This is a genomic window from Blastococcus sp. TF02A-30 (assembly GCF_003319185.1).
Classification (GTDB): domain Bacteria; phylum Actinomycetota; class Actinomycetes; order Mycobacteriales; family Geodermatophilaceae; genus Blastococcus.
In genome coordinates this window covers 92,334-115,449 of sequence record NZ_QOHJ01000007.1, presented here as the reverse complement: position 1 = coordinate 115,449, position 23,116 = coordinate 92,334, and the positions used below count along the sequence as shown (strand labels likewise).

Annotated in this window: 21 protein-coding genes and 2 tRNA genes; 16 read left to right on the top strand and 7 right to left on the bottom strand. The window is 69.4% G+C overall.

Annotated elements, in window-relative coordinates; genetic code table 11:
* Position 1 precedes the first annotated feature (1 nt).
* From narH to DQ241_RS16585, 5 genes are all read left to right on the top strand, one after another.
* Positions 2-1,702: a nitrate reductase subunit beta gene (gene narH, locus DQ241_RS16605; protein ID WP_113831319.1), complete on the top strand. Its 1,701-nt coding sequence runs from the start codon at positions 2-4 to the stop codon at positions 1,700-1,702.
* Positions 1,699-2,388 carry a nitrate reductase molybdenum cofactor assembly chaperone gene (gene narJ / locus DQ241_RS16600; RefSeq protein ID WP_113831318.1) on the top strand — a complete coding sequence of 230 codons (690 nt, stop codon included), beginning with the start codon at positions 1,699-1,701 and terminating at the stop codon, positions 2,386-2,388. The genes narH and narJ overlap by 4 nt, the downstream gene beginning before the upstream one ends.
* The gene (gene narI / locus DQ241_RS16595) at positions 2,385-3,131 is read left to right on the top strand and encodes a respiratory nitrate reductase subunit gamma (protein WP_113831317.1); all 747 of its coding nucleotides are present in this window, start codon (positions 2,385-2,387) and stop codon (positions 3,129-3,131) included. Before narJ ends, narI begins: the two co-directional genes overlap by 4 nt.
* Positions 3,128-4,357 carry a nitrate/nitrite transporter gene (locus DQ241_RS16590; protein ID WP_113831316.1) on the top strand — a complete coding sequence of 410 codons (1,230 nt, stop codon included), beginning with the start codon at positions 3,128-3,130 and terminating at the stop codon, positions 4,355-4,357. Before narI ends, DQ241_RS16590 begins: the two co-directional genes overlap by 4 nt.
* A gap of 100 nt (positions 4,358-4,457) precedes the next feature.
* Positions 4,458-4,952 (top strand): hemerythrin domain-containing protein, encoded by a 495-nt coding sequence (locus DQ241_RS16585; protein ID WP_113831315.1) that lies wholly within the window; start codon positions 4,458-4,460, stop codon positions 4,950-4,952.
* 60 nt (positions 4,953-5,012) lie between these two features.
* Here the strand turns inward: DQ241_RS16585 and DQ241_RS16580 are convergent, their stop codons facing one another.
* The 3 genes from DQ241_RS16580 to DQ241_RS16570 form a co-directional block, all read right to left on the bottom strand.
* Positions 5,013-6,197, bottom strand: a complete 1,185-nt coding sequence (locus tag DQ241_RS16580; RefSeq protein WP_233492508.1) for a globin domain-containing protein — start codon at positions 6,195-6,197, stop codon at positions 5,013-5,015.
* 239 nt (positions 6,198-6,436) lie between these two features.
* Complete coding sequence (xerC, locus tag DQ241_RS16575; RefSeq protein ID WP_233492507.1) at positions 6,437-7,417, bottom strand: tyrosine recombinase XerC; 981 nt, start codon at positions 7,415-7,417, stop codon at positions 6,437-6,439.
* A 539-nt stretch (positions 7,418-7,956) separates the two neighbouring features.
* Positions 7,957-8,178 (bottom strand): excisionase family DNA-binding protein, encoded by a 222-nt coding sequence (locus tag DQ241_RS16570; protein WP_113831312.1) that lies wholly within the window; start codon positions 8,176-8,178, stop codon positions 7,957-7,959.
* Positions 8,179-8,591: 413 nt separating this feature from the next.
* Between DQ241_RS16570 and DQ241_RS16565 the strand changes: the two genes are divergently transcribed.
* A complete protein-coding gene (locus tag DQ241_RS16565) occupies positions 8,592-9,044 on the top strand; it encodes a helix-turn-helix domain-containing protein (protein ID WP_113831311.1) in 453 nt (150 codons plus the stop codon).
* 153 nt (positions 9,045-9,197) lie between these two features.
* On the opposite strand, the gene DQ241_RS20655 is transcribed toward DQ241_RS16565, so the two are convergent.
* On the bottom strand, positions 9,198-9,647 hold the full coding sequence (locus DQ241_RS20655; protein WP_158545951.1) for a hypothetical protein: 450 nt from the start codon (positions 9,645-9,647) through the stop codon (positions 9,198-9,200).
* A gap of 50 nt (positions 9,648-9,697) precedes the next feature.
* Between DQ241_RS20655 and DQ241_RS16555 the strand changes: the two genes are divergently transcribed.
* The gene (locus DQ241_RS16555) at positions 9,698-10,723 is read left to right on the top strand and encodes a hypothetical protein (protein ID WP_113831310.1); all 1,026 of its coding nucleotides are present in this window, start codon (positions 9,698-9,700) and stop codon (positions 10,721-10,723) included.
* Between the two features lie 11 nt (positions 10,724-10,734).
* Here DQ241_RS16555 and DQ241_RS16550 read toward each other — a convergent pair whose 3' ends face one another.
* Positions 10,735-11,310, bottom strand: coding sequence for a hypothetical protein (locus tag DQ241_RS16550; RefSeq protein WP_113831309.1), 576 nt, complete (start codon positions 11,308-11,310; stop codon positions 10,735-10,737).
* A gap of 31 nt (positions 11,311-11,341) precedes the next feature.
* Here DQ241_RS16550 and DQ241_RS16545 point away from each other — a divergent pair, with 31 nt between their 5' ends.
* Positions 11,342-12,337, top strand: coding sequence for a PIN domain-containing protein (locus DQ241_RS16545; protein WP_113831308.1), 996 nt, complete (start codon positions 11,342-11,344; stop codon positions 12,335-12,337).
* 255 nt (positions 12,338-12,592) lie between these two features.
* Here DQ241_RS16545 and DQ241_RS16540 read toward each other — a convergent pair.
* Positions 12,593-12,666, bottom strand: a tRNA-Gly gene (locus tag DQ241_RS16540).
* 82 nt (positions 12,667-12,748) lie between these two features.
* On the opposite strand from DQ241_RS16540, the gene DQ241_RS16535 reads away from it, so the two are divergent.
* The 6 genes from DQ241_RS16535 (at position 12,749) to DQ241_RS16510 (ending at position 18,683) form a co-directional block, all read left to right on the top strand.
* Positions 12,749-12,825 (top strand) — tRNA-Pro (locus DQ241_RS16535).
* A gap of 131 nt (positions 12,826-12,956) precedes the next feature.
* Complete coding sequence (gene tig, locus DQ241_RS16530; protein WP_113831307.1) at positions 12,957-14,420, top strand: trigger factor; 1,464 nt, start codon at positions 12,957-12,959, stop codon at positions 14,418-14,420.
* A 265-nt stretch (positions 14,421-14,685) separates the two neighbouring features.
* Positions 14,686-15,324, top strand: coding sequence for an ATP-dependent Clp protease proteolytic subunit (locus DQ241_RS16525; protein WP_370444386.1), 639 nt, complete (start codon positions 14,686-14,688; stop codon positions 15,322-15,324).
* A gap of 20 nt (positions 15,325-15,344) precedes the next feature.
* A complete protein-coding gene (locus DQ241_RS16520; RefSeq protein ID WP_113831306.1) occupies positions 15,345-15,971 on the top strand; it encodes an ATP-dependent Clp protease proteolytic subunit in 627 nt (208 codons plus the stop codon).
* Positions 15,972-16,293: 322 nt separating this feature from the next.
* Positions 16,294-17,568: an ATP-dependent Clp protease ATP-binding subunit ClpX gene (clpX, locus tag DQ241_RS16515; RefSeq protein ID WP_113831305.1), complete on the top strand. Its 1,275-nt coding sequence runs from the start codon at positions 16,294-16,296 to the stop codon at positions 17,566-17,568.
* A 191-nt stretch (positions 17,569-17,759) separates the two neighbouring features.
* Positions 17,760-18,683 carry a DUF559 domain-containing protein gene (locus tag DQ241_RS16510; RefSeq protein WP_113831447.1) on the top strand — a complete coding sequence of 308 codons (924 nt, stop codon included), beginning with the start codon at positions 17,760-17,762 and terminating at the stop codon, positions 18,681-18,683.
* Positions 18,684-18,726: 43 nt separating this feature from the next.
* On the opposite strand, the gene valS is transcribed toward DQ241_RS16510, so the two are convergent.
* The gene (gene valS, locus DQ241_RS16505; RefSeq protein ID WP_113831304.1) at positions 18,727-21,312 is read right to left on the bottom strand and encodes a valine--tRNA ligase; all 2,586 of its coding nucleotides are present in this window, start codon (positions 21,310-21,312) and stop codon (positions 18,727-18,729) included.
* 42 nt (positions 21,313-21,354) lie between these two features.
* Here valS and DQ241_RS16500 point away from each other — a divergent pair, with 42 nt between their 5' ends.
* Both DQ241_RS16500 and DQ241_RS16495 read left to right on the top strand, forming a co-directional pair.
* Positions 21,355-22,710 (top strand): folylpolyglutamate synthase/dihydrofolate synthase family protein, encoded by a 1,356-nt coding sequence (locus DQ241_RS16500; RefSeq protein WP_113831303.1) that lies wholly within the window; start codon positions 21,355-21,357, stop codon positions 22,708-22,710.
* Complete coding sequence (locus DQ241_RS16495) at positions 22,707-23,114, top strand: DUF4233 domain-containing protein (protein ID WP_113831302.1); 408 nt, start codon at positions 22,707-22,709, stop codon at positions 23,112-23,114. The genes DQ241_RS16500 and DQ241_RS16495 overlap by 4 nt, the downstream gene beginning before the upstream one ends.
* The last annotated feature ends 2 nt before the right edge of the window (positions 23,115-23,116 follow it).

Sequence of the window (23,116 nt, the reverse complement as noted above, 5' to 3'; positions counted from 1 at the left end):
TATGCGCGTCATGGCGCAAATGGGCATGGTCATGAACCTCGACAAGTGCATCGGGTGCCACACCTGCTCGGTCACCTGCAAGCAGGCATGGACTAACCGGACCGGCGTCGAATACGTCTGGTTCAACAACGTCGAGACCCGGCCGGGCCAGGGCTACCCGCGCACCTACGAGGACCAGGAGAAGTGGAAGGGCGGCTGGGTGGTCGGCCGCAACGGCAAGCTGACACTGCGCACCGGCAGCCGGCTCAAGCGTCTGCTGCAGATCTTCTCCAGCCCCAAGCTGCCATCGATCCAGGAGTACTACGAGCCCTGGACGTACGACTACGAGACCCTCACGAACGCGCCGGTGCAGGAGCACACGCCCGTGGCGCAGCCGCGCTCGCTGCTGAGCAACGAGCCGATGAAGGTCGAGTGGAGCGCCAACTGGGACGACAACCTCGGCGGCGCGCCCGAACTGACCCAGCAGGACCCTGTCCTGCAGAAGATCTCGGCGGAGATCAAGGAGAAGTTCGAGCAGACCTACATGTTCTACCTGCCGCGGATCTGCGAGCACTGCATCAACCCGTCGTGTGCGGCGTCCTGCCCCTCCGGCGCGATCTACAAGCGCGAGGAGGACGGCATCGTCCTGGTCGACCAGGACCGCTGCCGAGGCTGGCGCCAGTGCGTCACCGGATGCCCGTACAAGAAGGTCTACTTCAACCACCGCACCGGCAAGGCCGAGAAGTGCACGTTCTGCTTCCCGCGCGTGGAGGTGGGCATCCCCACCGTCTGCTCGGAGACCTGCGTCGGACGGCTGCGCTACATCGGCATCATCCTGTACGACGCCGACCGCGTCCTCGAGGCCGCGTCCACCCCGGACGAGCAGGACCTCTACATGGCGCAGCGGTCGATCATCCTCGACCCGCACGACCCGGAGGTCATCCGCGCCGCGGAGAAGGCCGGCATCTCGCGCGACTGGATCGAGTCCGCGCAGCGCTCGCCGATCTACTCCCTCATCACCAGGTTCGAGGTGGCGCTGCCGCTGCACCCGGAGTACCGGACCATGCCGATGGTCTGGTACATCCCGCCGCTGTCCCCGGTCGTCGACGCCCTCACCGAGACCGGTCACGACGGGGAGGACGCCGGCAACATCTTCGGCGCCATCGAGTCGCTGCGGATCCCGGTCGAGTACCTCGCCGAACTGTTCGCCGCAGGCGACACGAACCTGGTCACCGGGGTGCTCAAGAAGCTGGGGGCGATGCGGGCCTACATGCGCGACCTGAACCTGGGCCGGCCCGCGGACGAGTCGATCGCCGCCGCCGTCGGCATGACCGGCCAGGAGATCCAGGACATGCACCGGCTGCTCGCGATCGCCAAGTACGACGAGCGCTACGTGATCCCGACGGCGCACGCCGAGCAGGGGCCGGAGATGGAGGAGTTCGACACCGGCTGCTCCCTGGACTACGACGGTGGTCCCGGCATGGGCGGCTGGGGTCCGTTCGGGGAGACCTCGGGTGGCTCCACGCCGATCGCGGTGGAGAACTTCCACATGCTGGCCGCCCGGCAGACGACCGACACGCTGTCCGCGCCACCGGACAAGAACCAGCGGGTCAACCTGCTCAACTGGGACGGCAAGGGCGCACCCGAGGGGTTGTTCCCACCGAAGGGCGACGGCGGCGGCGTGGGCCCCGACTCGCCGAGCGTGACGGAGCCGAAGCCGTGAGCCGGCTGCCGTGGCGGTCGTCCGGCGCGACGCCGGAGCAGCTCGCCACCGCCCGCCAGGCGGCCTCGCTGCTGCTGGGCTACCCCGACGAGGAACTCCTCGGGCGGCTGCCGTTGCTGCGCGCGGCCACGGCTCCGCTGCCCGCCGAGCTGTCGGGCCCGCTGGGGCGGTTCCTCGACCACCTGGAGACGACGACGCTCACCGACCTGCAAGCGGACTACGTGGAGACGTTCGACCTCCGGCGCCGGTGCAGCCTCTACCTGACCTACTACGCGCACGGGGACACCCGGAAGCGCGGCATGGCACTGCTGCAGTTCAAGCACCTGTACGGCCGGGCCGGGCTCCAGCTCGCCGACGGCGAGCTGCCCGACCACCTCGCGGTCGTCCTCGAGTTCACCGCGACCGGGGACGCCGTGCGCGGTGAGCGGCTGCTGCACGAGCACCGCGCCGGGCTGGAGCTCATCCGGCTCGCCCTGGAGGAGCGGCGGTCTCCCTGGGCCGCGGTCCTGCAGGCGGTGTCGGCCACGCTGCCGCCCGTCGAGGCGGCCGACCGCGCGGCGATCGCCCGCCTCGCGCAGGAGGGGCCGCCCACCGAGGAGGTGGGTCTGGATCCCTACGGCACGACCGCGTTCGCTCCGCCCGAGTACATGCCGGCCGCCGGAGAGCCCGCTGGAGCCCCCCGATGAACACTGCAGAGATCCTGCTCTGGGTCGTCCTGCCCTACGTGAGCCTCGCGATCTTCATCGGCGGGCACATCTGGCGCTACCGGTACGACAAGTTCGGCTGGACCACCCGGTCCTCGCAGCTGTACGAGCGCAGGCTGCTGCGCTGGGCCAGCCCGCTGTTCCACTTCGGAATCCTCTTCGTGCTCATCGGCCACGTCATGGGCCTCGGTATCCCGAAGTCCTGGACCGACGCGGTGGGCCTCACCCCAGAGGCGTACCACGCCCTCGCCGTCGGGGTCGGCGCGATCGCCGGCATCGGCACCGTCGTCGGGATGGCTGTGCTCATCTACCGCCGGCGAACGGTGGGCCCGGTGTTCAGCGCGACGACCAACAACGACAAGCTCATGTACGCGGTCCTTGCGGTCACGATCGTGCTGGGGATGAGCAACACCGTGCTCGGCGTCCTCGGCCTGGAGGGCGAGCACGTCGACTACCGGGAGACGGTCTCCCCGTGGTTCCGGAGCATCTTCTACTTCAACCCGCAGCCGGAGCTGATGACCGAGGCCGGCCTGGGCTTCCAGCTGCACGCGCTGTCGGCCCTGGTGCTGTTCGCCATCTGGCCGTTCACTCGCCTGGTGCACGTGTTCAGTGCGCCGCTGGGCTACTTCACGCGGCCCTACATCGTCTACCGCAGTCGTGACCGTCAGCTCGGCAACCGGCCGACGGCTCGGGGGTGGGAGCGCGTCGGAGGTGGTCGCCGATGAGCAGCGCACCCGTCCCGGAGACCACGGCGACGACGGCGGTACCGCGCCAGGCGTGGATCATGCTCGCCATCGCGACGGTGGGCTTCACGATCAACTTCTGGGCGTGGGCTCTGGTCAGCCCGCTGGGCGCCTTCTACACCGACGCGCTCGGGCTCAGTGCCCTCGAGAAGTCCCTGCTGGTCGCGGTGCCGGTGATCGTCGGCTCGCTGGGGCGCATCCCCGTGGGCGCCCTCACCGACCGCTTCGGGGCCCGCGCGATGTTTCCACTGGTCAGCGCGCTGACCATCCTGCCGGTGCTGTTCATCGGCTACATCGCCAGCGACTCCTACGCGATGATGCTGCTCGGCGGGTTCGTCCTCGGCCTCGGGGGCACCACGTTCGCGATCGGCGTCCCACTGGTCAACGCCTGGTTCCCGCCGGCCAAGCGCGGCACCGCGCTCGGCATCTTCGGCGCCGGCATGGCCGGCACCGCGATCTCGGCCTTCAGCACCGTGCAGCTCCGGCGCAGCTTCGGGCTGGAGTTTCCCTTCACGCTGGTCGCGGTCCTGCTGGCGGCCTACGCCATCGTGTCGTGGCTGCTGCTGCGCGACGCCCCCGACCGCCCGGCACCGGCGGGCGGAAGCGTGCTGCGGCGCACCTGGGAGACCTTTCGGCTCCCCATCACTCTGCAGCTGTCGTTTCTCTACGCGGTGGGTTTCGGCGGCTTCGTCGCCTTCAGCGTCTACCTGCCGACCTATCTGCGGGACGCTTTCGAGCTCGACGCGGGGGACGCGGCGCTGCGAACGGCCGGCTTCGTCGTCCTGGCGGTGGTCATGCGGCCCTTGGGCGGTGTCCTGTCCGACCGGTTCCACCCGGTGCCCGTGCTGACGGTGTGCTTCATCGTGGTGACCGTGTTCGCCGCGATCTCCGCGCTGGAGCAGCCACTGGCACCGCTGGGCACCGTCGCCTTCCTCGCGATGGCCGCGGCGCTCGGCGCCTCCTCCGGGGCGGTGTTCGCGCTGGTGGCGATCGCCGCACCACCAGGCAAGGTCGGTGCGGTGACCGGCATCGTCGGCGCCGCCGGCGGCCTGGGCGGCTTCGCCCCGCCCCTGGCCATGGGCGCCATCTACGGCTGGATCGGCAACTACCAGCCGGGGCTGTGGCTGCTCTCGATCACCGCGGCGGTCGCCGCCTGCTTCACCGCGTGGGGGATGCAGTCGGGGGAGCGCGCATCGCGAGCCGGCTGACGACGCCGGACGGCGTCGGCGCCACGCCGTGACGGGGAATGACCGGCCGGTCAACGATCCTTGAAGGGAGTGAACCACCCACCCAGGTCGAGGAGTACCCATGTGCGACCACTGCGGCTGCCGCGATCTCACGCCCGTCGCTCGCCTGATGGACGAGCACGACCGGCTGCGCGATCTCAGCGACCACATCCAGCGGCACCTCGCGGCCGGGGACGACGTGGGCGCCCACAGCCACTTCCGCGATCTGCTGGCCGTCCTCGGCCCCCACGTCGCCAAGGAGGAAGGCTCGCTCTTCCCCATGCTCCGCCGCTCCGAGGACCTCGCTGCGCACGTCGCCGTGCTCGAGGGCGAGCACGCTGACCTCTACGACGCGGTCGACGACCTGGAGGACGTGCCGACGGCCGCGGTGCAACGCTGGCGCGACGGTGTACGACATGTGCTTCACGAACTCGACGAGCACATGTACAAGGAGGACTACGGCCTGTTCCCCGCCGCCCTCGCGACGCTGGACGGCAGCGACTGGGACGACATGGACCGATGGGAAGCCGAGCACTCGGCGCCGGGGCCCGCTGCGACGGCGTCGTCGACCGTCTGACGACCAGCGCCGGGGGCCCGGGCGCCGGCGACCGGGACGGCCGCCGGCGCCGTGAGTTGGTCAGGCGGTTTCGTCGGCCTGCCACAGGTCCGGACCGAACACCTCGTACTGGATGTCCCGTGGGGCGACGCCGCGATCGACCAACGCACTGCGCACCGCCTGCATGAACGGCAGCGGGCCGCACAGGTAGTACACGGCGTCGTCGGGCAGGTCCACCTCGGCGAGGTCCATCGTCCCGGCGTGGACGCCGTCGACCGGGAGGCTGCACTCGGAACCCCGCTCGAACCAGACGTGGACCGTGCCGTCGGGCAGAGCGCGGACGTCGTCGAGGACTTGGCGGCGCAACGCCCAGGAGGGTTCGTCGACGTCTGCGTGCAGCAGCGTGATGTCGAGATGGGTCTTCGCGTTGACCAGGTGGGAGAGCATGCCGGCCATCGGGGTGATGCCGATGCCGGCGCTGCAGAAGACGGCGGGGCGGGAGTCGTCGAGGACGACGTCGCCGAACGGCAGGGACATGGTGATCGTGTCGCCGACGTCGACCCGGTCATGCAGCAGGTTCGAGACCTCGCCGTCGGGCTTGCCTCCGCCGTGCACCCGCTTCACCGCGAACGAGCGGTGCTCGCCGTCATCGGCCCGCGTGAGGCTGTACTGGCGGGGCTGCCGAACGCCGTCGTCCATCGGCATGCGCACCGTGACGTATTGGCCCGGCAGCGAGGTCTTCACCAACCTGTCGTCGATCCGCTTGACGGTGAACCGCACGACGTCCGCCGTTTCCCGGACTTTCTCGATCACCTGCCAGTCGCGCCAGACCGTTTCAGGCCGCACGCCACGAGCGCTGTAGAGCCCGCGCTCCTGGTTGATCAGCGCGAACGCCATCAGCCAGTACACCTCGTCCCAGGCGGCGGCGACCTCCGGCGTCACGGCATCGCCGAGCACGTCGCCGATCGCCCAGAAGAGGTTGTCATGCACCACCTGGTACTGGTCGGGGCGCAGCCCCAGCGACGCGTGCTTGTGCGCGATGCGTGAGAGCAACTGCTCGGGCAGCCGGTCGGGGTGGTTGACGAGGGCGGTGGCGAAGACGGCGACCGAGCCGGCGAGCGCCTGCTGCTGGGTGCCCTCGGCCTGGTTGCCGCGGTTGAACAATCCGTCGAGCAGCTCCGGGTGCTCGCCGAACATGTGCTGGTAGAACCGCTCGGCAATCTTGCCGATGTTCTGCCCCACGACTGGCAGGGTCGTCTCGATCACGGGTCGGGACCTGTCTGAGAGCACGTGTGGAACTCCTTCCCCCTCGGCGGGGCGGTGACTCCGCCCGGCCGAACGCGTGCCCCTAATCCAGTCGCATCAACCTCTCGTTCCCGAGGACGAGCGTCGGGTATCGGAGCGAGACCACCGACGACCCACCGCGCTGGCGCTGCATGCCGGTGACGATGACATTGCGCTGGTCGCCTTGGCTGGTGACCCTGGCCGCGACCGCTAACGCGTGATTAGTTCGAGGCCGCGCCTTCCGATCGCCTCAGGGCCGCGCTCATAGCGGCGGCGAGAGCGGCGTCTCGGTCCTGTTCGGCGCGCTGGTACCGAAGCGCCGCGGCGGGCGAGGCGTGCCCGAGACGGTGCATGAGTTCCTTGGTGGTGGCTCCATGACGGGCGGCGATGGTCGCTCCCCAGCCGCGCAGGTCGTGCAGGTGAGAGCCGGCCGGAAGTCCGGCCGCTTCTGCTGCCGGAGCCCACACCCGCGAGGCGAAGTTGTTGCGCCGGATGAGTCCACCCTTCGGCCCCACGAAGACCAGTCCGTGTGGGCCGGGCTGGGCGTACATGGCGAGGTGGTGCTGCAAATCGCCGATGATGTGCGGCGGGATCGCGACGGATCGGCGGCCGGCAGCGGACTTGGGTGGGCCGTAGGAGCGTTGCTGTCCGACGACGTCGACGACGGCGCTCGTCACGCTCACGGTGCCTGCCTTCAAATCGAGGTGCTCGCGGCGCAGTGCGGACAGCTCGCCGATGCGGAGGCCCGTCCAGGCGGCCAGGAGGATCAGCGCTCGCCAGCGATCCTCGACCGCGTCGACCAGCGCCTGGACCTGAGCGACCGTGAACATCGGCCGTTCACTGGAACGTTCCTGCCCCGCCCCGCGGATGGAGCATGGGTTCCGCGCCATGAGGTTGTCGTCCACGGCTGTGGTGCAGATGGCACGCAGCAGCCGGTAGCACTTGGCCGCCGTGACCTGGCCTGGCCCGCTCGGGCCGCTTAGCTTGCCGTACCAGGCCCGGACGGCGGACGTCTCCAGTTGGCGAAGTTGCGTCGCTCCCAAGGTTGGGACGATGTGCTTCTTGAGCTGTGCCCGGTAGAGCTCGGCGGTGCGCGGGGCCAGCGGCCGGCCCCTGACGAGGCGAGTCTCGACCCAGCGTTCGGCGTAGGCCTTGAGCGTCTCCTTGCCCGCCTTCGGGTCCGCCCAGCGGCCCGAGTCCATCTCGGTCTGCGCTCTTGCGAGCCAACGATCGCCGTCAGCTTTGGTGGCGAATGTGGACGGCGCTGAGACTTGGTTTCCCGAGCCATCCGTGTAGCGGGCTTGGTAGCGGCCAGAGGGAAGCTTGCGGACGGTTCCCCAGCCTCTTCGACCCATGACGACCTCTCCGTGTCTTGCAGTCGATGGGAGCGTCGCGTGACCGCGAGCGGGTGTCGGTGGCTCGGCGTCGATCGAGTCTTGGGTTCCACTGATCCAGAGAGGGTCTTGACTTCCACAGGCCGACGTGATCGTCGACTGGACGAAGAAGCTGGAGTCTCAGCCTCCGACCGGGCCGAGGAAGCCCATTCGCGAGCTTGTGAATGACGAGTCTTTGACTCGGCCTCCGCATGAGCTGGGTCGTTCGCCGCGGACCTCGCGTCATGTCGCGCCCTGACAGAGGACAAGGGGACGGCAGACAAGCCACGTGGCGGGGGCGGCGAATACCGCGGTCTTCTGCTTCCCGAATCGCGCAACAGCGGTCGCTGCTTGCGTGCCGTGGCGCGCTACTCCTCGCTGGTGATACGTCCGGCCTCGATAAATGCGTCGAGCGTTGAGCGCTGAAGCCTGACGTACTTGCCGAGCTTGACGTAGGTGATTCGCCGTTGAGCGATCAGCCGGCGAATGAAGCGTTCGCCGGTTCCCAGGTAGTCCCCGGCCTGGGCGACGGTCAGCAGGGGGTCATTCCGTTGGCTCGGTGCCGCTCGTTCCGACGTCGTGACGGCCATCAGGTGCCGCCCTGCTGGCGAAGGGGCCGTCCGCGAACGCGCCGGTCGGTGTCGAGGGCGGAGACCCAACCTGGAAGCCATCGAGGACGCTCTGCCTGGTCATGGGTTGCGGATTTCATGCGGAAAGCCTGGCGCGCAATGTTCCGGTTTCTCTCCCGTCTGGACATCGGGATCGGTGGGTAGTTCGCCGTGACAACACAAGCGGTGCTGGCAGCGTTGCCGTGGCATCGGCATCGACCACCACCCATCCACCAGTTCGTCTCCAGGCCCTGGGTGGAGACGGCTTCGCGGCCTTCGGATGATGCCGTTGCACGCCGCAGCGCGAGCGTTGCGAACCGAGACAGCCAGGCGGGCGCTAGGGTTCAGCGCCACGGCGGGTGTCCACCGAACGGGTGATGTGGGGGAGAGCTGCCATGGCGCGGCCGCTGCTTCGAGGTGACCGCTTGCAGGCTGCCCGCGAGGCCGTGGGGCTGACCAGAGAAGAACTGGCCATGAAGCTTGAGCTCTCGGGCCCGGCCCGTGTCCGGGTGTGGGAGACCGGGCTCGAGCGCCCGCGCCCCCGCTTCGTACCGAGGCTCGCGGCTGCGCTGGGCGTCGACCCCTTGTACCTGCTCGACGTCGATGCGAGCGATCCGCCATTGGCGGCCCTCCGCCTCGCGGCTGGCTTCGCCACCAACCAGGTGACTGCTCCCGGCCTGTCAGTCATGACATACGTGCGCCTGGAGGACGGACGACCCGGTGTAGATCACTCCGCCAAGGTGATGGCCGCCGTCGCCGAAGTCCTCGGAGTGGACGTCGCTCGCGTGGAGGCGGCCGTCCGCCGTTCCCGAAGCGACCACGCGGCCTTGTCGTCTCCCGGCGGCTGAACAGGAGACTTTCAGGAGGAAAGGCATTGCCTTCACGGGCGATCTCGGTGGTAATTTCCCCCACCACCGCCGGGGAGGTGCCCATGGCCCGCGCACAAAGTCGAGCGTTACGGCGGCCCGCGTGCCTGCAGCCCGCCCGTTTCCGGGTAATGCTCATGCCGAAGCGTGGCCCGCGGCCCCGGCGAGGACAGTCGCGATGACCACACGGCGGTTAACGGTCGGCGTACTCCTGTCGCTGCTGCCACTCGCCGGCTGCGCGGCAAGCGACGCGAGTCCGGACTCCTCGCCGAGCGCGACGACGCCCTCGTCGTCGCTAACTCCGTCGTCCTCTCCTGTCACGAGCACCGCACCGGCCCCCGAAGAAGAGGCGGCAGAGACCGCGACCTCGGTCGTCATCGAGATGCTTCGCGTGACTGACGCGGCCAAGAAGGACCCAGGCGCCAGGGACTGGGCGTTGAGCAGGCGGTCGCCGAGGCATACGGGGTCACGCCTGGAGAGGTCCGCACAGTGTTCTGGCGCACCCTGGGTGGCCTCACGCGGGATCTCGACCTCGACGCGCTGTTCCCAGGTCCGGTCAGGGCCATGCTCGATGCTGCCCGGCATCAGGAAGACGGCTCTCAGGCGACGACCCTCGGGCGCCCGAAGGGGCAGATATGAGGTTCAAGCGACGGAACTTGGAGGAACTTGCCGACCTGGTCTGCGGCAATCTGGGTTCCGACAACCCGGGCCCGGGAGAGAAGCCGAGGTACTTCCCGTACCGGTCGAGCATGTACATCACCGAGTTCTTCCAAGACCTTGGTACTGACTGGGTGCACGACGGCTCGACTCGTCACCGCTGGGTTGCGGATGTGCTCGAGTTCATGCTGGGCGAGCCCCATGATGGGCTGGCGCACCCTCCCGAAATCTTCTGCCGCCTCATCGACCAGCTCATGAGCCCGAGTGACGCCAAGAGCGAGGGCCCGGATCGACCGAACGCACTGGGGCAGCTAAACGACGTGCTGGCCAAAGAGGGCTTCGAAGCCTTCTACGCCGACGACAGGCACTGCTACCTGCGTCATCTCGGCACCAACACCACCACTGTGTTGCAAGCGAATCCCCATCGACCGTTTACTGCAGCCGAGGCCAAGCGCCGCAGTGACCTCAAGACGTACCTCGACACCTGCAGCGAGGACGAGCTCATCGAGGAGGTCCTGCTGCCCCTCTTCCGTCAGCTCGGGTTCCACCGAATCACGGCGGCCGGCCACAAGGACAAGGCTCTGGAGTACGGCAAGGACGTCTGGATGCGCTTCACCTTGCCGACCCAGCACCTGCTCTACTTCGGCATCCAAGCCAAGAAGGGGAAGATCGACGCATCTGGCGTCACCAAGGCCGGTAACGCGAACGTCGCCGAGATTCACCACCAAGCTCTCATGATGCTGGCTCACGAGATATTCGATCCCGAGACGAACAAGCGAGTCTTGGTGGACCACGCCTTCATTGTCGCTGGAGGCGAGATCACCAAGGCTGCTCGGAACTGGATAGGCAACGCTCTAGATGACTCGAAGAGAAGTCAGATCATGTTCATCGACCGGGGTGACATTCTCAATCTCTACGTCGTGAACAACCTGCCACTTCCTGCTGGAGCGCTTCCGAAGCAGTCCGACCCGTGGGCTGTGGGAAGCGACGAGCCGCCCTTCTGAGTACGAGCGCCCTACGGCTGAGCTTCCGCGGTTACGACCCTGCGGGTCTGATCGCAGGTGGGGCAGTGCCGCACGTTGGTCGTCCATTGCCCGTGCGACTTGTGCTGCTGGACGTCGATGACGTGGTCGCAGGTCAGGGTCAGGCGCCACGTCCGTAGTTCCGCCGGATCCGGTCGGCTGGCGCGGAGCAGCGTGCCGAGCCTCTCCAGCTGCCGCTCGCTGAGCGGCGGGGGAGGGCAGCAGTAGCCGCAGTGCAACGCGCGGGAGCCCGACATGCTCCAGCGATAGCCACGGCAGTCCTTGTGGCGGGCGGCGAAGTCCGCCTGGGCGGCGTCGTACTCGCGCGTCTCCTGCTCGGTCAGCTTCATGAGCGGTGGCCAGTCGCCGAGCCCGTCGATGATCGGCTGGCCGCAGCCGTGACAGGGAACGCCGGCCTCTATCTCGTCGCGGGTGAGCCGGGTGCCGTTGGCATCCCACTCCTGACGCTTGCGCTCATGCCGGAGGGCGTCCTCCTCGGCGGCCAAGGCAGAGCTGCGGCGACGTGCGGCCGCTCTCTGAGCCTTCTGCTCCTCGGTCAGCTGGGCCATGTCGCCTCCGGGGTACCCATACGGTGGGGTCGTGCTCCATCTGCTCGTTGACACCTCCACCTGGCTGGACCTGTGCAAGCGCCGCGACGGGCAGCGCTGGATCGTCGCGCTCCGGGTCCTCGTTCACCAGGGGCAGGTCGAGCTACTCGTCCCTCGACTCGTCATCGACGAGTTCGAGCGGAACCGGGACCGGGTTGAGACGTCGATGACGGCGAGCATCGCCCAGCGGTTCAAGTTCATCAAACAAGACCTCGACGACTACGGCGGGACGGCTCAGGAGGAGGCACGCAGGCTCGTTGCGGACCTCGCGCGTCATGTGCCGCTCATCGGCGCGATGACGACCCGCAACTTCGACGAGGTGCTGGTACTGCTCCAGGCGGGTCGTGTCATCGAGCCAGAGGGCGAAGAGAAGCGCCGGGTGGTCGAGCGCGGCCTTTCGAAGCAGGCGCCGTTCCACCGGTCCCGCAACAGTGTCGCCGACGCCTTGCTCATCGAGCTCTACGCGACAGTTACCCGAGGTGTCGACCTGGAGCGGGAGCCGCACGCGTTCATCACGAGCAACAGCGACGACTTCTCCTTGCCCGGCGGAGACGCGCGGCAGCCGCATCCTGACCTCGCCAGTCTGTTCGCAGCGGAGGGGTCGACCTACGGGCTGGGAGTCGACGGCCTCAATCAGGTCCTCCTGGACTACTTCGGCGACGAGATCGAGGAGCTGTTCGCCGAGACCTACTTCGAGGAGGAGCCCCGACAGCTGGACGAGATCGTGGAGGCAGAACGGGAGCTGTTCGACCGCATCTGGTACCACCGCTCCCTCCAGCACGAGTACCGGCTCGAGGACGCTGGGGACGACGCCGAGCTGGAGCGCCTACTCGCGATTGCAGGGCCAGGGCGCCGGCGTGTTGAGGGGCTGTACACAGAGCCTGGTCAGCTGGGCCGGTACACGGATTTCGAGCTCGGGATGCTCAACGGCAAGCTTTCGGCCCTGCGCTGGGTCCTCGGCAGCGAATGGGACTTCCTCGACACATGACGGCGATCCCCGGTGCCGTGGGCGCCCATCCGACGGCCACCTCAAGTAGGAAGAGCCGGTTTCACCTGGCAGTGCAGCGAGCCATAGGACAACGCGTTCGTAGCTTGGGCCGCTCGAGGTCGTGCCTTATCCGTGCCTTAAGCACGGGCCAAAGCCGGTGTTCAGCGGCCAACAGAGGTCAGCACTGCTAAGGCACGGAATGAACGGCGCTGCCCGGCTGAGCTGCGTAAACCGGCATACGAGCTGGTCAGTACGTGGAGCGGGTGACCGGGATCGAACCGGCATGGCCAGCTTGGAAGGCTGGGGCTCTACCATTGAGCTACACCCGCGAGGTGCCCGCACAGCCTAACCGGCCCTCGTTCCTCCGCCCTGCGGGTGGCGCCGGCACGGGCGCCTAGACTCGGGCGGCCGCGGGGTGTGGCGCAGCTTGGTAGCGCACCTGCTTTGGGAGCAGGGGGCCGCAGGTTCAAATCCTGTCACCCCGACCAGGTCGTGCCGTGGGCCTTGCATCCCACAGCCCCGACCGGCCCGCGACGTCCGTAGACTCGTGGGCTGACCCGGCGCCGCGCACGTCCCGGCGCCGGCCACGCCTGTCTTTCGATCGAGGAGCACTGCCGCTGTGAAGAGCACCATCGAGGAACTGGGCCCCACGCGGGTCCGGATGGCGATCGAGGTGCCCTGGGGGGACCTGGACCACGCCTTCGGTGAGGTCTACAAGGAGCTGGGCAAGCAGGTCCGCGTCCCCGGCTTCCGCCCGGGCAAGGTGCCCAACCGCGTCCTCGACCAGCGCATCGGGCGCCCCGTCGTCCTCGAGCAGGTCGTCCAGCACGCCATCCCGGAGATCTACTCCGAGGTCGTCCGCGAGAACCAGGTCCGCGTCCTCGGCCAGCCCGAGGTCGAGGTGACCCGCCTCGACGACAACGACACCCTCGCCTTCACCGCCGAGGTCGACGTCGCCCCGCAGCTGGAGCTGCCCTCCCTCGACGACCTGACGGTCACCGTCGACGACGTGGAGGTCGCCGACGACGAGATCGAGCAGCAGATCACCGTCATGCGCGAGCGCTTCGGCATGCTGAAGGCCGTCGAGCGCGCCGCCCAGACCGGCGACTTCGTCTCCATCGACCTCGAGGCCACGCTGAACGGCGAGGTGCTGGAGGACGGCTCCACCAGCGGCATGTCCTACGAGGTCGGCTCCGGCAACCTCATGGAGGGGCTGGACGACGCGATCGTCGGGCTCTCGGCCGAGGAGTCGAAGACCTTCCAGACCGCGCTGCTCTCGGGCCCCAACGCCGGCGAGATGGCCGACGTCACCGTCACCGTCCGCTCGGTGAAGGAGAAGGAGCTCCCGGAGCTGGACGACGAGTTCGCGTCGACCGCCAGCGAGTTCGACACCCTCGAGGAGCTGCGCGAGGACGTCCGCACCCGGCTCGCCCGCACCAAGGTGCTGCAGCAGGGCGCGCAGGCCCGGGACAAGCTGGTCGAGCACCTGCTCGAGGCCGTCGAGGTGCCGATGCCGGAGAACCTGGTCGAGCGCGAGATCGAGTGGCGCAACCGGGCGTTCGAGCAGGAGCTCAGGAACGCCGGCATGGACTGGGACGCGTTCCTGCAGATGTCTGGCACCGAGAGCCGCGAGGCCTACGACGCCGAGCAGCGCAAGAACGTCGAGGAGGCGGTCCGGACCCAGTTCATCCTGGACGCCATCGCCGACGCCCGCGAGGTCACCGTGGACAACGACGACCTCTCGGCGCAGATCATGGCGCAGGCCCAGCGCAACCGGATGAGCCCCGAGCAGTACGCGCAGCAGCTGCAGCAGGGCGGCAACATCGCCGAGTTCGTCGCCGACGTCCGCCGCACCAAGACCCTCGCCCAGCTGCTCGAGCAGACGACGATCACCGACGCGTCGGGCAACACGGTCGACCTCGAGGCGCTGCGGCCCAAGACGGTGCCGGCCGCCACGGTCGAGCAGGCCGAGGCCGAGGAGTCCGAGGCCGAGGTGTCCGAGGCCGAGGTGTCCGCCGAGGCGGCCGCGGTCGAGGCCATCGAGGGCGCCGTCGAGGACACCGAGGACGTCGACAAGGCCTGACCCGGCCACTGCCAGACGCGCCGACGCCGCCCTCCCCGCACCGGGGAGGGCGGCGTCGTCGCATGTGCGGGTGGATGCGCTGCGCCGACGGCGAACACCGCCCCGACCGGGACTGCCGCGTCGCAGGTGCGCGTTAGGGTCGACAGGACTCAGGCGATGGCCGGGGGGTAACGCCCCCGGAGGGCGCCGACGCCCGCACCACCCACCGTCCGACCCGCCCCACCGAGACCGACTGCACGACAGTCCTACGGAGGTCACCGCACCCGTGAGCACCACCGACCCGAACCTGGCGAGCGCACCCATGCTGCGTGGCGCCGCCGGGGGGATGAACCTCAACGACTCGGTCTACGAGCGCCTCCTCCGCGAGCGCATCATCTTCCTGGGCACCCAGGTGGACGACGTCATCGCCAACCAGCTGGCCGCGCAGATGCTGCTGCTGTCGGCGGAGGACCCGAAGCGCGACATTCACCTCTACATCAACTCACCCGGCGGCTCCGTGAGCGCCGGCATGGCGATCTACGACACGATGCAGTTCATCGACTGCGACGTCGCCACCTACGGGATGGGTCTGGCCGCGTCGATGGGCCAGTTCCTGCTCACCGCCGGCACCAAGGGCAAGCGCTACGCCCTGCCGCACGCGCGGATCATGATGCACCAGCCGTCGGCCGGCGTCGGGGGCACCGCGGCCGACATCGCCATCCAGGCCGACCTCTTCCGCCGGACGAAGAAGGAGCTCAACGAGCTGCAGTCCTTCCACACCGGCCAGAGCATCGAGCAGATCGAGAAGGACTCCGACCGCGACCGCTGGTTCACGGCGCAGGAGGCCCTGGAGTACGGCTTCGTCGACCACGTGGTGAGCAAGGCCGCCATGACCGACAGCACCAACCCGGTCACGGACAACTGACGGTTCGGAGGAACGAACACATGAGCTTCCAGATGCCCTCCAGCCGTTACGTGCTGCCCTCCTTCGTGGAGCGGACCAGCTACGGCATGAAGGAGTCCAACCCCTACAACAAGCTCTTCGAGGAGCGCATCATCTTCCTCGGGGTGCAGATCGACGACGCGTCGGCCAACGACGTGATGGCCCAGCTGATCACGCTGGAGTCCGCCGATCCCGACCGCGACATCACCATCTACATCAACTCGCCGGGCGGCTCGTTCACGTCGCTCATGGCGATCTACGACACGATGATGTTCGTCCGGCCCGACATCCAGACCGTCTGCATGGGCCAGGCCGCCTCGGCCGCCGCGGTCCTGCTCGCGGCCGGCACGCCCGGCAAGCGCCTGGCGCTGCCCTACTCCCGCGTGCTCATCCACCAGCCCTCGGGCGAGGCCGGCGGTCAGGTCTCCGACCTCGAGATCCACGCCGCGGAGATCCAGCGGGTGCGGTCGCAGATGGAGGAGATCCTCGCGCGGCACACCGGTCGCTCGGTGGACCAGGTCCGCACCGACATCGACCGCGACAAGATCCTCACCGCCCAGGAGGCGAAGGAGTACGGGATCGTCGACCAGGTGATCCAGAGCCGGAAGCTCAACGCCCTCCCGGTCTGACCCGAACCGGTACGGGTCGGGGTCGCGCTCGTCGTGGCTCCGGCCCGTACCGTCGAGGGTTCCTGGAGTGCGTCGAGCGGCCGCCGCGATCCGGCGGTGGCGAGAGGTGTCCGGGACGGGTGGGGGAGAGCCGGTGCGAACCCGGGTGAGTCATTGCCCGATCGCGCCGGTGGCGGCAGGTACGTTCGGCGGACGCCCGAACCCCGGCCGGTAGAGCCGGGAGATTTCCCCCCGGAGCGGGGACAGCAGGGGCCGGAGCAGCGACAATCAAGACGCAGGTACCTGATGCCAGGGCATGCGAATCCGAGGTGGAGGTCAGCAGGTGGCACGAATCGGTGAGAGCGGTGACCTGCTCAAGTGCTCCTTCTGCGGGAAGAGCCAGAAGCAGGTCAAGAAGCTCATCGCGGGCCCCGGGGTCTACATCTGCGACGAGTGCATCGACCTCTGCAACGAGATCATCGAGGAAGAGCTCTCCGAGTCCTCGGACCTGAAGTTCGACGAGCTGCCCAAGCCCAAGGAGATCCACGACTTCCTGGAGCAGTACGTCATCGGCCAGGACCGCGCCAAGCGCGTCCTCTCCGTGGCCGTCTACAACCACTACAAGCGGATCCAGGCCGGTGGTGACCGCGCCTCGCGCGACGACTCCGTCGAGCTGGCCAAGTCCAACATCCTGCTGATGGGCCCCACCGGGTGCGGCAAGACGCACCTGGCGCAGACCCTCGCGCGGATGCTGAACGTGCCCTTCGCCATCGCCGACGCCACGGCGCTGACCGAGGCCGGTTACGTCGGCGAGGACGTCGAGAACATCCTGCTCAAGCTGATCCAGGCCGCCGACTACGACGTCAAGCGCGCCGAGACCGGGATCATCTACATCGACGAGGTCGACAAGATCGCCCGCAAGAGCGAGAACCCGTCGATCACCCGCGACGTCTCCGGTGAGGGCGTGCAGCAGGCGCTGCTGAAGATCCTCGAGGGCACGACCGCCTCGGTTCCGCCGCAGGGCGGCCGCAAGCACCCGCACCAGGAGTTCATCCAGATCGACACGACGAACGTGCTGTTCATCGTGGGTGGTGCCTTCGCCGGCCTGGAGAAGGTCATCGAGTCGCGCACCGGCAAGCAGGGCATCGGCTTCGGCTCGGAGATCCGCAGCAAGCAGGAGATCGCCGAGTCCGACGCCTTCGCCCAGGTCATGCCCGAGGACCTGCTGAAGTTCGGGATGATCCCCGAGTTCATCGGCCGTCTGCCGGTCATCACCAGCGTCGAGAAGCTCGACCGCGAGGCGCTGATCAACATCCTCACCGAGCCGAAGAACGCCCTGGTGCGCCAGTACCGGAAGCTGTTCGAGCTCGACGGCGTCGACCTGGAGTTCACCGACGACGCGCTCGAGTCGATCGCCGACCAGGCCATCCTCCGCGGCACCGGCGCCCGTGGGCTCCGGGCGATCATGGAGGAGGTGCTGCAGTCGGTCATGTACGACGTCCCGAGCCGGGACGACGTCGCCTCCGTGGTGATCACCAAGGAGGTCGTGCTGGAGCACGTGAACCCGACGATCGTGCCGCGCAAGCCCACCCGCGAGCGCCGCGAGAAGTCCGCGTAACCACACCTGCGCCGACGAGCCCGTCCCCGACCAGGGGGCGGGCTCGTCGCGTTCTCCGGACGCGACGATGTGCGCTGACGCCCGGTTCCGGTGGCTGATACCGGGCGCCGGCGCACACCCTTCGGCCCGGTCCGTCCACAGATTCCGCGAAGCCCGTCCGTGGGGGGATGTCGCTGGCCAGGCTTGACCGCATGGCTCACGACCTGCCGGCAGTCATCGGTCCCGACGGGTGGACCACGTGGGCCTCGTTGACCGCTCGCGTTGACCGCAAGACGCTGGCGAGCTGGGTCGGCACGGGACGACTGCAGCGCATCCGGCCCGGCGTCTACGCCCTTCCCTCGCTGGCCGCCGACTGGCGGGTCCGGGTCGAGGCCGTAGTCCGGACGTCCGGCGCGGTGGTGAGCCACCGGACGGCGCTGTCGCTGTGGGACCTGCTGCCACCGCGCCCGGCCGCGGCCCTGCACCTCACCGTGCCTGTCACCCGCAGCGGTCGCGGGACCGACGGAGTCGTCGTACACCGGACCAGGGACCTCGACGACGCCGTCCGGCGGGTCGACGGTCTGCCGGTGACCTCCGTCGAGCGCTCCGTGGTGGACGCGTGGGGGCATCCGGACGGCGTCCCCAGATCCGAGCTGCGGGCCGCGGCCATCGATGCCGTCCGACGGCGGCTGTGCTCGCCGAGCGACCTCGTGCGGGAGATCGAGCGGCGGCCCTGCCTCCCCGGTCGCGCAGCACTGCTGTCCCTGGTCGGGCTGCTCGCCGACGGGTGCCGTAGCGAGCTCGAGATCTGGGGCTGCCTGCACGTGCTCCGCGGGCCCGGGATGCCGACGTTCACGCTGCAGCGACCGGTCACGGTGGCGGGGGAGCGCTTCGTGCTCGATGCCGCCTGCGAGGACGTGCTGCTCGCGGTGGAGATGGACGGCGCGAGCTTTCACGGTTCCCGCCAGCAACGCGAGCGGGACATCCGGCGGGACGCGCTGCTGGCTACGGTCGGCTGGCAGACGCTCCGGTTCGGCTACCGCCGCATGACCTCAGCGCCGGACGCGTGCCGGCGTGACATCCGCGCGGCCTACGCCGCTCGCCGACGGCTCATGGGCCTGGACGGTGAGCGCTGACGCCCGGTTCCGAGGCTCAGAACCGGGCGTCGGCGCACACGCTCTACGCCTCGGGGACCTCGGCGAGGACGACGTCGACGGTCAGCTCGCCGTCGCCGGGCTCGATCGTCAGCGTCGCGATCCGGCCGGCGTCGACCAGGTCCGAGCGGGCCGCCTCGACCAGCGCGACCTGGTCGGCGGGGGCCCGCACGGTCGCCGTCTCCACGTCGGCGCGCATCGACACCTTCGCGTCGGACTTGGCCTTCCGCACCCCGGCCAGCGCTGCGGCGGCCGCGGTCACGACGGCGGGGTCACCCGAGGCAGGCAGCTCCGAGGCGGACGGCCACGCGGCGCGGTGCACGGAGCCGGTCTGCCACCACGACCAGACCTCCTCGGTGACGAACGGGAGCACCGGGGCGAACAACCGGAGCTGCACGTCCAGCGCGACCGCCAGGGCCGCCTGCGCCGACACGGCCGCCGCGCCAGACCCGTAGGCCCGGGACTTCACCAGCTCCACGTAGTCGTCGCAGAACGACCAGAAGAAGGTCTCGGCGACCTCGAGCGCCCGGGTGTAGTTGAACGCCTCCAGCGCCGCGGTCGCCTCGTCGACGACGGACGCCAGCGCGGCGAGCAGCCCGAGGTCGATCGGCTCGGTCACCTGCTCGACCGTGTGCGAGGCCGAGGCGCCGGAGCCCAGCGCGAACTTGCCGACGTTCAGGATCTTCATGGCCAGCCGGCGGCCGACCTTCATCTGCGCCTCGTCGAACGGCGAGTCCGCACCCGGGCGGGCACCGGCCGCACGCCAGCGCACCGCGTCGGTGCCGTAGCGCTCGAGCACGTCGATCGGCGTCGTCGCGTTGCCCTTGGACTTCGACATCTTCTTGCGGTCGGGGTCGACCACGAAGCCGGAGATCGTGGCGTGCGTCCACGGCACGGTGCCGTGCTCGAAGTGCGCGCGGACGACGGTGGAGAACAGCCAGGTGCGGATGATGTCGTGCGCCTGCGGCCGCTGGTCCATCGGGAAGACGTGGGCGAACAGCTCGGGGTCGGTGTCCCAGCCGGAGGCGACCTGCGGCGACAGCGACGACGTCGCCCAGGTGTCCATCACGTCGGGGTCGGCGATGAAGCCGCCCGGCTTCCCGCGCTGCGACTCGTCGAAGCCCGGCGGGACGTCGGAGGACGGGTCCACCGGGAGCGACGCCTCGTCGGCCAGGATCGGCTCGTCGTGGACCGGCTCACCGGACTCGTCGAGCCGGTACCAGACCGGGAACGGGACGCCGAAGAACCGCTGGCGGCTGATCAGCCAGTCGCCGTTGAGCCCCTCGACCCAGTTGTCGTAGCGGTGCCGCATGTGCTCGGGCACCCACTGGATCTCCCGCCCGCGGGCCACGAGCGCGTCGCGCAGGGCGGCGTCCCGGCCGCCGTTGCGGATGTACCACTGCCGCGTGGTGACGATCTCCAGCGGGCGCTCGCCCTTCTCGAAGAACTTCACCGGGTGCGTGATCGGCTTGGGGTCGCCCTGCAGGTCGCCGGACTCCCGCAGCATCTCGACCATCCGCTGCTGCGCGCTGAACACGGTCTTGCCGGCCAGCTCGGCGTACGGCTCGGCGGGGACGTCGGCCGGCGGCTCGGCGAGGATCCGGCCGTCCCAGCCGACGATGGCCCGGGTCGGCAGCTGCAGCTCCCGCCACCAGGTGACGTCGTTGAGGTCGCCGAAGGTGCAGATCATCGCGATGCCGGAGCCCTTGTCCGGCTCGGCCAGGCGGTGCGCCACCACCGGCACCTCGACCCCGAAGACCGGCGTCGTCACGGTCTTCCCGAACAGCGGCTGGTAGCGCTCGTCGTCGGGGTGGGCCACCAGGGCGACGCAGGCCGGCAGCAGCTCGGGGCGGGTGGTCTCGATGAACACCGGGCCGTCGGCGGAGTGGAACGAGATCCGGTGGTAGGCGCCGGGGCGCTCCCGGTCCTCCAGCTCGGCCTGGGCGACGGCGGTGCGGAAGGTGACGTCCCAGAGGGTCGGCGCCTCCTGCGCGTAGGCCTCGCCGCGGGCCAGGTTGCGCAGGAACATCCGCTGCGCGGTGGCGCGGGAGGACTCCGAGATCGTCCGGTAGACGTTCTTCCAGTCCACCGAGAGGCCGACCCGGCGCCAGAGCTTCTCGAACTCGGCCTCGTCCTCCTCCGTGAGCTGCATGCACAGCTCGACGAAGTTGCGCCGCGAGATCGGCACCTGGTCCTTGCCGGGCTTGGCCGGCGGCTCGAAGGACGGGTCGTAGTGCAGCGACGGGTCGCACCGGACGCCGTAGTAGTTCTGCACCCGGCGCTCGGTCGGCAGGCCGTTGTCGTCCCAGCCCATCGGGTAGTAGACGTGCTTGCCGCGCATGCGCTGGTAGCGGGCGATGATGTCGGTGTGGGTGTAGCTGAAGACGTGCCCCACGTGCAGCGAACCGCTGGCGGTCGGCGGAGGGGTGTCGATCGACCAGATCCGCTCCCGCGGCGCGCTCAGCGCGGCGTCGCGGTCGAAGCCGTAGGTGTCCTCGTCGGCCCAGCGCTGGACCCACTTCTCCTCGAGGCCGTCGATCGTCGGCTTCTCGGGTACGCCACCGCCGGCTCCCGGGGCCGCGGCGTCCGGGGTGCTGATGTCGGTGGTCATGCCCCTCATCGTAGGTAGTCGACCCCTGGCATCCTGAGCAGGATGAGCAACGGCAGCACCGGTGACATGGCCCGGGTCGAGAAGGAGCTGCTGGCCCGCTGGCCGGAGAGCCGGCTGGAGCCCTCGCTGGGGCGCATCACCGCCCTGGTCGACCTGCTCGGTTCGCCGCACCGCGCGATGCCGGTGATCCAGGTGGCCGGCACCAACGGCAAGACGACGACGGCGCGGATGGTCGACGAGCTGCTGCGCGGCTTCGGTCTGCGCGTCGGCCGCTTCACCAGCCCGCACCTGCAGTCCATCCGCGAGCGGATCGTGCTGGACGGCGAGCCGGTCAGCGCCGAGCGCTTCGTCGAGACCTACCGCGACATCGAGCCCTACGTGCAGATGGTCGACGGCGCCTCGGAGCACCCGCTGAGCTTCTTCGAGGTCATGGTCGGCATGGCCTACGCGCTGTTCGCCGACGCCCCGGTCGACGTCGCGGTCATCGAGGTGGGCATGGGTGGCGCCTGGGACGCGACGAACGTCGCCGACGCGCGGGTCGCCGTCGTCACCCCGGTGGCGCTGGACCACGCCGAGTACCTCGGTCCGGACGTCGGCACGATCGCCGGCGAGAAGGCCGGGATCATCAAGCGCGACGCGATCGCGGTCCTGGCCCACCAGGAGCCCGCGGCGCTGGACTCGCTGGTCCGCCGCGCCGTCGAGCAGGAGGCCGTGGTGGCCCGTGAGGGGACCGAGTTCGGCGTGCTGGAGCGCAAGGTCGCCGTCGGCGGTCAGCAGGTCCGGCTGCAGGGCCTCGGTGGCGAGTACGAGGAGATCTACCTGCCGCTGTTCGGGGCCCACCAGGCGCAGAACGCGGCGACCGCCCTGGCCGCCGTCGAGGCGTTCCTGGGCGCCGGCGCGGCCACCGGCCCCATCGAGCAGGAGACGGTGCGTGCCGCGTTCGCCTCGGTGCGCTCGCCCGGCCGGCTGGAGCGGGTGCGCACCAGCCCGACCGTGCTGGTCGACGCCGCGCACAACCCGGCCGGCATGGCCGCCACGGTCGAGGCCATCCGGGAGTCCTTCGACTTCACCCGGCTGGTGGGGGTCGTCGGTGCGGTGCACGGCAAGGACGTCAGCGGGATGCTCGCGGCCCTCGAGGGCATCTGCGCCGAGCTGGTCGTCACCCAGAACGGCTCCCCGCGGGCGATCCCGGCCGACGAGCTGGGGGCGCTGGCCGTCGACGTGTTCGGGGCCGACCGGGTCAGCGTCTCGCCCCGGCTGAACGAGGCGATCACCGAGGCGATCGAGCTGGCCGAGGCCGGGCCGGACGACGCCCTCGGCGGGTCCGGCGTGCTCGTCACGGGCAGCGTCATCACCGCCGGAGAGGCGCGCACCCTGCTGCAGGGCCGGTCGGCGTGACCGCCCCCGACCCGGTCCGGGCGGGACGGGCGCTCGGCGGCGCGGCCGCGGCCGTCCTGGTGCTGGAGGGCATCTCCGTCCTGTTCGTGCCGCGCGGCATCGCGCAGACCGAGGAGGGGCTGGGCGCGTTCCGCCTGACGGTCCTGATCACCCTGGCGGTCGTGCTGATCCTCGCCTCGGGCGTGCAGCGCCGGGAGCGCGGCCTGCTCATCGGCACGGTGCTCCAGGTCCCGCTGCTGCTGACCGGCCTGATCAACAGCGTCATGTGGTTCGTCGCCGGCGCCTTCGTGCTCATCTGGATGTACCTGCTCCAGGTGCGCAAGCAGCTGATCGGCACCCCGTTCGGGCCGGTCCCGGTACCGCCGGCGGACGACGACGGCGGCGCGGAGCAGCGCACCCCGTAGGC

Bases quoted from the DNA above. Each gene is read 5' to 3' on its own strand.
- DQ241_RS16500 (WP_113831303.1), top strand. From the start codon at position 21,355: ATGAGCAACGGCAGCACCGGTGACATGGCCCGGGTCGAGAAGGAGCTG.
- DQ241_RS16550 (WP_113831309.1), bottom strand. From the start codon at position 11,310: ATGGCCCAGCTGACCGAGGAGCAGAAGGCTCAGAGAGCGGCCGCACGT.
- DQ241_RS16585 (WP_113831315.1), top strand. From the start codon at position 4,458: ATGTGCGACCACTGCGGCTGCCGCGATCTCACGCCCGTCGCTCGCCTG.
- DQ241_RS16590 (WP_113831316.1), top strand. From the start codon at position 3,128: ATGAGCAGCGCACCCGTCCCGGAGACCACGGCGACGACGGCGGTACCG.
- narH (WP_113831319.1), top strand. From the start codon at position 2: ATGCGCGTCATGGCGCAAATGGGCATGGTCATGAACCTCGACAAGTGC.
- xerC (WP_233492507.1), bottom strand. From the start codon at position 7,417: ATGGACTCGGGCCGCTGGGCGGACCCGAAGGCGGGCAAGGAGACGCTC.
- DQ241_RS16565 (WP_113831311.1), top strand. From the start codon at position 8,592: ATGGCGCGGCCGCTGCTTCGAGGTGACCGCTTGCAGGCTGCCCGCGAG.
- DQ241_RS16510 (WP_113831447.1), top strand. From the start codon at position 17,760: ATGGCTCACGACCTGCCGGCAGTCATCGGTCCCGACGGGTGGACCACG.
- DQ241_RS20655 (WP_158545951.1), bottom strand. From the start codon at position 9,647: ATGCCGGGCAGCATCGAGCATGGCCCTGACCGGACCTGGGAACAGCGC.
- valS (WP_113831304.1), bottom strand. From the start codon at position 21,312: ATGACCACCGACATCAGCACCCCGGACGCCGCGGCCCCGGGAGCCGGC.
- DQ241_RS16570 (WP_113831312.1), bottom strand. From the start codon at position 8,178: ATGGCCGTCACGACGTCGGAACGAGCGGCACCGAGCCAACGGAATGAC.
- narI (WP_113831317.1), top strand. From the start codon at position 2,385: ATGAACACTGCAGAGATCCTGCTCTGGGTCGTCCTGCCCTACGTGAGC.
- DQ241_RS16520 (WP_113831306.1), top strand. From the start codon at position 15,345: ATGAGCTTCCAGATGCCCTCCAGCCGTTACGTGCTGCCCTCCTTCGTG.
- DQ241_RS16555 (WP_113831310.1), top strand. From the start codon at position 9,698: ATGAGGTTCAAGCGACGGAACTTGGAGGAACTTGCCGACCTGGTCTGC.